This is a genomic window from Micromonospora globbae (genome assembly GCF_036184225.1).
Lineage (GTDB): Bacteria > Actinomycetota > Actinomycetes > Mycobacteriales > Micromonosporaceae > Micromonospora > Micromonospora globbae.
In genome coordinates this window covers 1003327-1015076 of record NZ_CP108084.1, presented here as the reverse complement: position 1 = coordinate 1015076, position 11750 = coordinate 1003327, and the positions used below count along the sequence as shown (strand labels likewise).

Genomic DNA, 11750 nt, shown 5'->3' with positions numbered 1-11750 from the left:
ATCGCCGCGGGGCGTAGCGTCGGGCACGACGTGCCGAGACGCCAGGACGGGAGCCGGATGTGGGAAGCCAGCGCCGCGACAGCCCGGTCCGGCCGCCCGGGGAGTCGACCAGCCTCTGGCACCACGGTCTGAACCTCGGCGCCAAGGCCCTGCAGGAAACGACGCCGCTGAAGGGCTTCGACGCGTACGTCGTCGGTTTCCACCCGGCGAAGGACGACCCGTCGATGCAGATGGAGGCACACCACTACTGCCGGCAGGTCAACGACGACTTCCTCCAGTGCGTGCTGTTCGACGGCAACACCGCCGAGGCGAACCTCATCGGCGTGGAGTACATCGTCTCCGAACGGCTGTACGGGACGCTGCCCGAGGCGGAACGCGGCTACTGGCACCCGCACAACTACGAGATCCTCGGCGCGTCCCTGGTCGCGCCGGGCCTGCCGGAGCCGGCGGAACGGGCACTCATGGCGATGCTGATGAACAGCTACGGCAAGACCTGGCACACCTGGCACACCGACCGCCTCGACACCGGGCCCGGCGACGCGCTGCCCCTCGGTGAGCCGATGCTCATGTGGTCGTTCAACCGGGACGGGCAGTGCGACCCCGCCCTCGAACAGCACCGCAACGAGGCCATGGGCATCGACCGCACCGCGAGGCGCGCCGACCGCTCCGGCCTGGTCGACCGGGCGCACCCGCAGGACGGCGTCGCCCTCCTCGACCGCGCCTTCCCGGAGGCCACCCCACTGCCCGGGGTGGTGGACCGCGCCGAGGCCGTGTGACGGACCAGGGTTCCGACGAGAAGGTCCCGGAGACCCCGGTCATCCGCCGCCGGCGCTCGTGGCCCTCCTCGCCCTCGCCTGCCAGGGCCAGCGGCCCTCCAGCTCGACCTCCAGCGAGAAGCTGAGGAACGTGCGGACCACCACGATCAGCGCCAGCACACCGACACTGTGGAACGTCGGCGAGACGGCCACCGTACGGATGATGTCCCCGCCGACCAGGAACTCCAGTCCCAGCAGGATCGCGCGGCCGACACCCTGGCGGAACGGCGGATAGTAGGTGACCGGGTCGCGGGTGCGCAGCGAGCGGTAGACGAAGGCGGCCGCCGCGAGCACGACGCCCCCCGCGATGACGAGCACGCCCGCGAGGTCCAGCAACGCGCCGACGTGCTGGACGATCTCCTTCGTGGACACGGTCACCTCTCTCCCCGCTCCGCGGGACGTACGACGGAGCGGGACGGCGCGCTCGGTCACCTGGTCCAACGGCACCTGGCGGTCAGGTGATGCGGGCCGGCGACGCCGAAGGTTCCCGGCGTCGCCAGCTCTCCGTCAACCGCTTCCCGCCCGGCTCGCTTCCGCCGGGGAGTCAGCCGACGGCGGCGCCGAACCACCGGGACAGCTCGCGGAGCAGCCCCCGCTGGTCGTCACCGACCCACGCCACGTGGCCGTCCGGCCGCAGCAGCACGGCGGGCACGTCCAGTTCCTCACCGCCGTCGACGACGTGGTCCACGCGGTCCGCCCAGCCCGTAACCGACAATCGGCCGGTCCGGTCGAGCAGCAGCCCTCGACCCTCCCGCATCAGCTCGTACAGGCGCCCCCGCTCCAGCCGCACGTCCCGCAGCCGCCGGCCGAGCAGGTCGTGCCCCTCCCCGACGTCGTAGCGGACCGCGATCGCCGTGATCTTCTCGATCAGGTGCCGGTTCACCTCGGGGAAGGCCACGAGGTCCGACAGCAGCCGGCGTACCGCCCGGGGCCCCGGCTCGGTGGACATGAGCTGCATCTGCGCCCGGGTGTTGTCGAGCATGTCGGCGGCCACCGGGCGCCGTTCGGCGTCGTAGCTGTCCAGCAGCCCGTCCGGCGCCCAGCCGGCGACCTCGGCGGCCAGCTTCCAGCCGAGGTTGAACGCGTCCTGGATGCCGAGGTTGAGACCCTGCCCACCGGTCGGGGGGTGGATGTGCGCCGCGTCGCCGGCCAGCAGCACCCGGCCGACCCGGTAGCGCTCGGCCAGCCGGGTGGCGTCGCCGAAGCGGGACAGGAAGCGTGGCGAGTGGACGCCGAAGTCGGTGCCGGCGTACGCCCGCAACTGCCGCCTGAACTCGTCGAGGGTCGGTGGGACCGAGCGGTCCTCGGACAGCCCGTCGGCGGGCACGACGACCCGGTACACCCCGTCGGCGAAGGGCGACAGCCCGAAGCGGGTGTGCGTCCTGCGGACCTCGGCGACCACCTCGGCCACCGTCTCCGGCGGCACGCCCACCTCCATGTGGCCCAGCAACGTCTCGACCGTGGCGGCCTCGCCGGGGAAGCCGACGCCGAGCAGCTTGCGCACCGTGCTGCGACCGCCGTCGCAGCCCACCAGGTAGCGGGCGCGCAGCCGCGTGCCGTCGGCCAGCTCGGCGGTCACCCCGTCGTCGTCCTGATCCAACCCGACCACCTCGCAGCGCCGCCGGATCTCGGCACCGACCTCGGTGGCACGCTCGGCCAGCAGGTGATCGACGGTGGTCTGCGGGATGCCGAGGATGTACGCGTGCGCGCTGTCCAGGTCGGGCGGCGGCGCGGTCAGGCCGGCGAACAGGCCGCCGACCGGGTACGTCCGGCCCTGCGCGAGGAAGCGCTCCAACAGGCCCCGCTGGTCCATCACCTCGATGCTGCGCACGTGCAGGCCGAGCGCGCGAACCTGCCGGGTCGGCTCCGCCTCCTTCTCCAGCACGACCACCCGTACGCCGTGCAGGCGCAACTCGCTGGCCAGCATCATGCCGGTCGGTCCACCACCGACGACGATCACGTCGAACATGAGTCCCCCACGTGCCTCGGAATACGATCGGCCAGCCGCCCCGCCCGTACGGCGGAGCATCCGCGGGACGTGTCCGTCGCGAATTCCTGATGTCCACAGGCTCCGGCTTCGGCGAGAGATTCTGGGGTACGACCCGGGTCTTGCGGCAAGGCCCCCGCTGCGATATACGTTGAGAGTGGCAGGAGGACATGTTCTTCCTGCCTTTCGTGTGTCCGCTGCCTTTCGTGTGTCCGGCGACGGTCGTCGCTGGCCCGCCCTGATGTCGCGTCGACGGCGCCAGCCCCCGAAACCCGGTTGCGTGACGAGCGGTGGTCCTGAGTAGTGTCTGCGTCATGTCGAGCCCTGAGGCGTCCACGGTGGGGGCTTTCGGTCACGCCGTCAGCCCCCTGAACCACTGAGTTCCGAGCCCGCCGCCCAGCAGCCTTCGCTGCACGGGGTACGTGCGCGCGCCCTCGGGGCGCTGACCGCGGTGACGAGACGACTCGTTCTCCCTCTCGCTCACCCCGGAGCTCGTGATGCCTCTCCCCCTCTACCTGCTCGCCGTGGCGGTCTTCGCCATGGGCACCTCGGAGTTCATGCTCGCCGGCCTGGTGCCGGCCATCGCCGCGAGCCTCGACGTGTCGGTCGGGGCCGCCGGCCTCCTGACCTCGACGTTCGCCGTCGGCATGGTCGTCGGCGCGCCGCTGATGGCGGCGCTCGCGCGCCGGTGGCCCGCGCGGGCCAGCCTGTTGAGCTTCGTGCTGGTCTTCGCCGCGGCCCACGTCGTGGGCGCCCTCACGACGAGTTTCGCGGTCCTGCTCGTCACCCGCGTGCTCGCCGCCCTGGCCAACGCGGGCTTCCTGGCGGTGGCACTGAGCACGGCCGCCGCACTCGTGGCCACCGATCGCAAGGGGCGCGCCCTGGCGGTGCTGCTCTCGGGTACGACGGTGGCCACCGTCGCCGGGGTTCCCGGCGGCGCGGCGCTCGGCACGCTGCTCGGCTGGCGGGCCACCTTCTGGGCGATCGCACTGCTCTGCCTTCCCGCCGCCGTCGGCGTCGTGAAGGGCATCCCGCCACGGGTCGGGCGGGCACCTCGGGGCACCCCCGCCGGCGCGTCGCTGCGGGACGAGATCGCCCAGCTCGCCATGCCCCGGCTGGTCCTGGTGATGCTGCTCGGCGCCCTCGTCAACGCCGCCACCTTCGCCACGTTCACCTACCTGGCGCCGATCGTCACCGGCACCGCCGGCCTGGGCGACCTGTGGGTCCCCGTCGCGCTGGCGCTGTTCGGGGTCGGATCCTTCGTCGGCGTCACCGCCGCGGGACGGCTCGCCGACCGGCGTCCCCGCGTCGTGATCGCGGTCGGCGGCCCACTGCTGCTGCTCGGCTGGGTCGCGCTGGCGACCCTGGCTGCCCGGCCGGTGGCGCTCCTGCTCCTCGTGTTCGGGCAGGGAGCGCTCTCCTTCGCGCTGGGCGGCACCCTGATCACCAGGGTGCTCTACGAGGCGGCGGGCGCGCCCACCATGGGTGGCTCGTACGCGACCGCGGCGCTCAACGTCGGTGCTGCCGGCGGCCCCGTCGTTGCCGCGGCGGCCCTCGGTGCCGGCGCGGGCGACCTCGGCCCGGTGCGGGTCAGCGGCGTCCTCGTCGCGGTCGCACTGCTCGTGGCCGTGCCGCTCCTGCGGGTCGTCGCACCCGGAGCCGGTCGGGCGACGCGGTGAGTGGGCCCTCCGCCGGTACGGCGAGGCACCACGGCAGCGGCCGTCAGGTGGCGAACTCGACGCCGCCGAGGGCGACCGCGCGGTACGCGGCGAGGCGTTCGGCCTGCTCGGTGACGGCGGCGCGCGTGGCGGCCGACAGGGTGCGCCACGGCTGGACGGCGACCTTCAACGTCCTGCCGGACCTGCGGGGCCGCCACGTGCCGACCAACTCGCCGTCGACCAGCACGGCGCCGGGACGGCCCAGCACCGGCCACAGCTCCTTCGCGCGGGCCGCGTCCGGCACCAGCGTCGCGCGGTCCTTCGCCTGCAGGAAGAGGTCGAACGGGCCGAGCAGGCGGGTCGCCCTCACGTCGGCCGACTCCAGCGCCTCCGCGTCGGCGGCCAGGAGCGAACGCGCCTCGCCGTCGACCGTCACCTCGACCACGTCGTCGGGCCAGCGTGCCTTCACGTCCTTCACCGGTGCGTCGAGGTAGTCGGCCACGTGTCTGGGCGTGGCCGGGCCGAGCAGCCGGAGGTACGCGCGGACGAGGTCGAACCTGTCGCCCGGCGCGGCGGCTCTGCGGAAGCCGGCGATGCGTTCCAGGACCGGCGGCGACGTGTCGAGTCGCAGTTCCAGCCCGGCCCGCACGGCGGCCAGCCGGAACGGCATCTCGTAGAGGTGGGTGGCGTCGCACGGCCGGCAGAACCGCAGATACGGCTCGGGCATCACCGCGGCCAGGCGACCGGAGACGTCCCCCTTGACCATCGGCTCGGTGACGATGTCCCGCATGCGGGCGGCGACCTCGTCGAGGGCGGCCAGGTTGCCGATGCCGGCCGCCTTGAGCGGCCTCGCGGCGTCGTAGATGCGCTTGCCCGCGTCGGCGTCGGAGAACGGCTCGACCGCGGCCGCCACCTGCCCCACGTCGGCGCGGCGGTAGAGGTGGGGGGCGCCGCGCACGGTCCAGAGCATGACCAGGTCGTCGGCGGACGACGCCGACACGTCGACCCCACGGACGGCCAGCGCCCACCGGCCGCCGTCCGGGCCGGTGTCCTGCACCCCGATGTCGAGCACGGCGGTGCCGTCGAGCGTGCCCTCGGCCCGGTCGAGCTGCTGGGCCCGGACGCGGAAGTTCATCACCTGGCGCTGGTCGACCACCCGGGAAGCCTACGCGGCGGCTCCGACGGTGAGCCCGCGGCGAGCGCTCACCGCGCCGGTGGCACGGCGTGCGTGACGGTGACGCCGAGCCACGCCGCCAGGTCCTCGATCTCGCTGTGGACCGCGGCGGACACGGCGTCGGTGAAGGGCACGTCCTCGTGGACGGCGTTGACGACCAGGGTGCCGGCCCTGCGGTCGACGGTCGCGTCGAGCTTGCCGACGAGCCGGTCGCCGTGCAGCACGGGCAGGGCGAAGTAGCCCCACCGGCGCTGCTCCCGGGGCTTGTACATCTCCAGGACGTACTCGAAGCCGAACAGCTGCTCGGCGCGGACCCGGTCGTGGACCAGCCGGTCGAACGGCGACAGCAGCGCGGTACGCCCCTCGAACGGCAGCCCGACGTACGCCGGATGCACCCGCCAGGTGCCCGGCGTGCCCTCGACGACGGCCTCCTCACCGGCGTCACCCACGTACGGCGACTCACCGGGGATCTGCGTGCGGGCGGACCGGGCGATGCCCAGCGCCGCGAGCCGGCGTTCGTTGCGCAGGCGGACCGCCGCGTCCCCGTCGAGGACGGGCAGGTCGGCGGGGTACACCCGCTCGGGGAGGTCGAAGTAGCGCTGTCGTCCCCGGCGGCCGGAGATCGCGAGGTGTCCGCGCAGCGCCAGCGACTCGAGCATCCTGGTGACGTTCCGGTTGTTGTTCCAGCCGGACGACGGCCAGGGCACGACACTCGTGTCGGGGATGTCGCGGGAGAGCAGTGGGCCCTTCTCCCGCACCAGGGCCAGGATGTCGCGGCGGAACGGTTCGTTGTCCCGCAGCCACGCCTCCATGGCCGGGTACGTCGGGGCGTCGCGGGCCTCGGCGATCACGGCGGGCAGGTCGCGGGGCGACCGGATGTAGGCCACGGTCTCGACGAGCGTACGGTCCGTCTCGATGGCCCTGGTCAGGTCGGCGGGATCGTAGGCCGAGCCGAGCCGGCTCCACAGGACGAGGTCGGCGCTCGGTGCGATGGCCGCCGTGGGGTCGATCTGCAGGAGCGTCAGGCGTTCGACGACCTCGACGAGATCCGTCGGGCGCGGCGCGTCGAGCAACTGCGCGTGGATCGCGATTCGGCGGGCCTCGTCCTTCGTGAGGCGGTGGGGGGCCATCCGTCCGACACTAGTCCCGAGCGGCAACACTTGACGATGAGCGCGACGCCGCGGACGGTGCGCACCTGCCGCCAGTTCACCAGGCCGCCATCTCTCGCCAGCGGTCCGTCAGGAGTGAACGTCGGACGGCGCGAGGGGGCCGGGGGTGGACGAGGCGAGCGACATCGCGGAACGGTGCGTTGCCATCTCCCGCGCGGCCTTCGGCCGGGGCGACCTGGACGCTGCCGTCGCGGCCCTGCACCGACTTCCCGCCGACCTGCCGGTGCGGGGCGTGCTTGCGGCCGACCTCCTCGCGGCTCTCCTGCGGTCTTCCCCGGCGCTGTCCCGGCACCGGCTGCGGCACGTCGACGGCCTGATGACGATCGCCGATCGCCACCCACCCGGCACGCCGGACTGGCCCGCGGTGCGCGCGGCGGCCCAGATGCTGGTGTTGCTTCAGGCCGGTGTCGAGGGCAGGACGAGCGATCCCACCGCCACACTCGCGGAGGTGGAGTCCCTCGTCACGGAGCTCGCCGACCAGAACCGGACGGCCGCGTCGCTCCACAGCGGGCTCACGTCGATGCTCGGCTTCCTGCGGGCCATGGAGGAGGGCGACGAGGGGACCCTTCACCGGTTTCCCGCCGAGATCCGCCGGCTGCGCCAGGACTTCGCCGGTAGTCCGGAGGTGGCACCCCTGCTGGACGTCTTCGTCGGTCTCGTCGACGTGGTGGCGGCCAACCGCCGAGGTGACGACGTCCAGCCGGCGCTCGATCAGCTCCGGCGTACCGTCGAGGCGCTGCCTCCCGACGCCCCCCTGCGGGAGCAACTGGCGGAGATGGACCTCATGCTGACGTCGGTAGGCCGATTCGGCCGTGAGGACGGGACCGCGCCCGGCGGCACGCTCACGGACGCGCAGCTGACGGCCATGGCGGACCTGGCCCGACGGCCCGATCTCAGCCCGGCGGAACGGGCGCACCACCACGCGATGAGCGGTGGCGCGGCTCTCGGCTCCGGCTGGGAGAACGACCCTGCCCGGATCGACGAGGGCATCGAGCACCTGCGGTCCGCGGTGGCCCTGGCCGAGCCCGCTGACCCGCGGCTGGCGTCGCATCTGCTGGGCCTCGCCATCGGGCTGTTCCACCGCGGGGAGCTGACCAACTCCATGGCGGACGTCGCGGAGGCCGACGCGCTGCTGGAGCGGGCGCGGCAGTTGGCCGGCAGCCCGGGCCATCCGATGTGGGCGACCATCAACGAGGTGCTCTCGCACACGCGGCGACGTGGCGGCGCCCCGGCCCCGTACCTGGTCGCCGTCGAAGGGCTGCGCGACTACGTCTGGAAGGCGCTGCTGCAGACCGACGTGCGGGCCACCGGCTTCGCCGTCCGGCGTGCGGCGCGGGACGCGGTGGACATCGCCCGGCAATGCCTGACCTACAGCGACCCGGTCAACGCCATCCGGGCACTCGACGCGGGTCGCGGGCTCGCCCTCGGTGCCGCCATCGAGAACCGTCGCCTCCCCGAGCGCCTGGACTCCGCGGGGCATCCCGAGCTGGCCCGCCGCTGGCGGCAGGCGGCCGTGGCGGGAACCGTGCCGACAGACCTGCGCCGGGAGGCGCTCACCGCGCTGACCGGGACGGGCGGTGGCGCCTCGCTGCTGGACGCGCCGACCCTCGCCGAGATCCGCGCCGCCCTGGTCTCCCTCGACGCCGACGCTCTCGTCTACCTGATGCCCGGAGACATCCCGATGCCAGGCTTCGCCGTCATCGCGCCGGCGCGGGGGCAGCCCAGCTTCATCACGCTGCCCAACCTGCACCTGCGAGGTGAGCTGGACGTCGAGCGGTACCTCACGGCACTGGACCGACGCGACGCGGCCGTCGGCGATTCGGCCCGCGACCTCACCGCCCTGGACGACGTCGCCGGCTTCGCGGACAGCCTGGACTCCCTGTGTGACTGGGCCTGGCGGGCGGCGATCGGCCCGCTGATCGAGAAGTTCCTCCCCACCGTCGTCCGGCCCGGCAGCGACCGGCCGCCCCGACTGGTCCTGGTCCCGATGGGGGAACTCGCCCGCATCCCCTGGCAGGCGGCCCGCCGGCGGGACGGCACGTACGCGGTGGAGCTGGCCGCGTTCTCCCAGGCCGCCTCGGCCCGCCTGCTCTGCCGCTCCGCTTCCCTGGCACCGGTGCCTCTCGCCCCGGTCGGGCTGGTGGTCGGCGACCCGGACACCCGCGGCGAGGCACCGGACCTGGTGGCGGCCAGGGCCGAGGCGTACGCGGTCCACCGGTCCTTCTACCCGGGCGCCCGGTACGTCGGCCGGCGGATGGACGGTTCGACGAGCCGTTCCGGCCCGGGCCGGGCCGAGGAGGTGCGGGACTGGTTGACGAGCGACAGTCCCGCGGCCGGTGGGATGCTGCACCTCGCCTGCCACGGCGTGATCAGTACCGATCCCGCGTCGGCCACCTCCTATCTGCTGCTGGCCGACGGTGGGCGCCTCTCCGCCGATGAGCTGGTCGCGCTGACCGAACGGTCGACGGAGCGCGCGATCAGGCTCGTCGTGCTCGCCGCCTGCCGGACCGGCCAGGCCATCAACGGCTACGACGAGGCGTACAGTCTCGGCACCGCCTTCCTCGCCGGCGGTGCCCGTTCCGTGCTCTCGGCACAATGGGCCATCCCCGACCGTGCCACCTCCGTGCTCATGTACATGTTCCACCACCACCTGGCGACCCGACGGTTGTCCGTCTGGGAGGCGCTGCGGCAGGCGCAGATCTGGATGCTCGACCCGCACCGGTCGATCCCCGTGTCGATGCCGGAGCCGCTGCGCCGCCAGTTGGCGCCCGACGAGTTGGCCCACGTCTCGGCCTGGGCCGGGTTCGTCCATTTCGGGCAGTGATGCGACGTGCGGACGGGGGAAGCGTGAACGAGAACGTGGAGGCCGGCCTGCGGGCCCGGCTCGGCCGGCTGACCGGCGCCGCCCGTACCCGACCCCTGGTCGAACTCGCCCAGGTGCTCGCCGACCGGTACTGGCGGGCCGGACCGGGGAAGGTCGAGGCGTTGCCGGTCCTCGACGAGGTGATCGCCTGCCTGGACGAGGCGTACGGCTACCTGAGCCGCGACGACCCGATGCGGCCGCAGATCGGGAGTCAGCTCGGCGCCCTCCTGGGGGCGCGCCACACCGCACACCGCAGCTCAGACAGCGACCGGCAGCGGGCGGTCACCCTGCTGGAGGAGGCGCTCGAGGCGCCCAACGTGCCGCCCGTGCTGCAGTCGTTCGCGCGTTTCAATCTCGGCCAGCTCCTGCTCAGCACGTCCGTGCTCGGGCTGCAGTCGGCGGACGTCTCGATGCTGACCGGTGGCGGATCGCTCCCCGGGGCGCCGGAGGCGGCTCGGGCGGCGGACTGCTTCCGGGCGGTGTTGGCCGCCGACGTGCTCGGCCCGGAGATGGCCGAGGCCGTCCAGGCGATGCTGACGATGGCCGAGACGATGCAGAAGTTCCTCGCCGACGCCGGACACGCCGGCCGCGGCGCTCTCGACCTCGAACCCCTCATGCGCGTGATGACCACCATGCACGAGCTGCAACGCAGGACCGGCGGCGGGCGGGGTGGGGGTCTGCTGTTCGACCTCCGCACCACGCTCGCGGAGGACCCGTTGGACCGTCCCGTCACGGTGCTGCGCGTACCGGATCCCGGTCCCGACGACGACCCGGCGGACCTGCCCCGGCAAGACAGCCGACCGACGGCACCGGACGTCGAGGCCCTGCGGCGGGCGATAGCGGAACGGGTGGCGGCCGGTGGGGATCCGTTCGAGGCCCTCGCCGCGCTGTTGAGGCCAGAGGCTCCGCCGGCCCCGGTCGGGCTGGTCGACGATCTGGTCGGGCTGGCCACCTCCGTCGCGCACGCGGTGGGTGCCGACGCCACACCGGCGGACCGGCTCGTTCTGGCCGTGGCCAGGTACCTGCGAGGCCGGGACGACGCCGACGGCGGCTGGGTCGACGCCGACGACGACCTTCGGGCCGCCGCCACCGAACTGTCGACCGCTGCCGACGCGCTGCCCGCCGATCCGTCCGGCGCCGTCCCGCTCGCCGTCGACCTGGCGCGGCTCCTCGACGCGCGTGAGCCGGCGGGACGGCTGCTGGAGGTGCTGCGCGACGGCTTCGCCCCCGCGGCACGGGCTCTGCGAGACGTACGCGTCCCCGCGCTGGCCTGGCCGGTGGCCGGCGGCACCCTGCTGCTGACGGCCGAGGGCGGACGGTTCACCACCGTGCCGCGTGGTGGCGCCCTGCCCGAGCGGCTCGTGGTCGTCGGCACCCGGCGGCCGGCGGACCGGTCACCGCTCGTCTCGCACGTCAGCACCGCACGGCAACTGGTCACGCTCGCCGGGCGGGTCCCGATGCGGGTCACGGAGGCACCGGTCTTCGTCAGCGACCCCCGCGGCGACCACGGCGGGGCCGAGCTGCTCCGGCTGTGCCGGCCGCTCTACCGCCGGCCGGTCGTTCTGGGCCGGGCCGACGGGGTCACCGACGGCCCGGGCAGCCCGGCCGAGGTCCGCCAGCACCTCGACGCGTCTCTGCTGCACCTGGCCTGCGGCGTCGACGCCGCCGGCGGGCTGGAGCTGGCCGGACCGGACGAGCTGGCCCCGGCCACGATCGCCGACCGGGCCGGACCCCCGTCGCAGGGCGGCCTCGCCATCCTGCCACCTGTCGCCGCGGACACCGTGCCGCTCACCGACGCGCTGCTGGCCGCCGGTTTCACGGCTGTGGTGCGCTGGGTCCGGCCGGTGCCCCGGGCGGTCGCCACGCTGATGCTCGCCGTCCTGCACACCGAGCTGGTCCGTGGAGGACTCCGGCCGGTCGTCGCCGTTCGGGCGGTGGGGCGGTGGCTGCGCTCGCCCGACCGCCGGCTGCCCGCCACGCTGGCACCCACCAGCATCCGAGTGGACGACCCGGAGCTGACCGACCCGGCGTACCGGACCGCGATGGTGCTGCACGGCCTGTGAGCGCTCGGGGCGGTGCGTGGG

Annotated in this window: 8 protein-coding genes; 4 read left to right on the top strand and 4 right to left on the bottom strand. The window is 73.9% G+C overall.

All coding sequences use genetic code 11. From position 1 onward, the window contains the following. Nucleotides 1-59 precede the first annotated feature (59 nt). Nucleotides 60-776 carry an OBAP family protein gene (locus tag OG994_RS04530; RefSeq protein ID WP_328852295.1) on the top strand — a complete coding sequence of 239 codons (717 nt, stop codon included), beginning with the start codon at nucleotides 60-62 and terminating at the stop codon, nucleotides 774-776. 39 nt (nucleotides 777-815) lie between these two features. Here the strand turns inward: OG994_RS04530 and OG994_RS04525 are convergent, their stop codons facing one another. Both OG994_RS04525 and rox read right to left on the bottom strand, forming a co-directional pair. Then, on the bottom strand, nucleotides 816-1193 hold the full coding sequence (locus tag OG994_RS04525) for a DUF1622 domain-containing protein (protein ID WP_240032742.1): 378 nt from the start codon (nucleotides 1191-1193) through the stop codon (nucleotides 816-818). A 166-nt stretch (nucleotides 1194-1359) separates the two neighbouring features. After that, entirely contained in the window at nucleotides 1360-2784 is a 1425-nt protein-coding gene (gene rox / locus OG994_RS04520; protein WP_328852294.1) for a rifampin monooxygenase, read from the bottom strand. A gap of 515 nt (nucleotides 2785-3299) precedes the next feature. Between rox and OG994_RS04515 the strand changes: the two genes are divergently transcribed. Continuing rightward, entirely contained in the window at nucleotides 3300-4481 is a 1182-nt protein-coding gene (locus OG994_RS04515) for a Cmx/CmrA family chloramphenicol efflux MFS transporter (RefSeq protein ID WP_328852293.1), read from the top strand. Nucleotides 4482-4524: 43 nt separating this feature from the next. On the opposite strand, the gene OG994_RS04510 is transcribed toward OG994_RS04515, so the two are convergent. Next, entirely contained in the window at nucleotides 4525-5616 is a 1092-nt protein-coding gene (locus OG994_RS04510; protein ID WP_328852292.1) for a winged helix DNA-binding domain-containing protein, read from the bottom strand. A gap of 47 nt (nucleotides 5617-5663) precedes the next feature. Continuing rightward, on the bottom strand, nucleotides 5664-6764 hold the full coding sequence (locus OG994_RS04505) for a DNA glycosylase AlkZ-like family protein (protein WP_328852291.1): 1101 nt from the start codon (nucleotides 6762-6764) through the stop codon (nucleotides 5664-5666). A 145-nt stretch (nucleotides 6765-6909) separates the two neighbouring features. Here OG994_RS04505 and OG994_RS04500 point away from each other — a divergent pair, with 145 nt between their 5' ends. After that, complete coding sequence (locus OG994_RS04500; RefSeq protein ID WP_328852290.1) at nucleotides 6910-9627, top strand: CHAT domain-containing protein; 2718 nt, start codon at nucleotides 6910-6912, stop codon at nucleotides 9625-9627. 23 nt (nucleotides 9628-9650) lie between these two features. Beyond that, entirely contained in the window at nucleotides 9651-11729 is a 2079-nt protein-coding gene (locus OG994_RS04495; protein ID WP_328852289.1) for a hypothetical protein, read from the top strand. The last annotated feature ends 21 nt before the right edge of the window (nucleotides 11730-11750 follow it).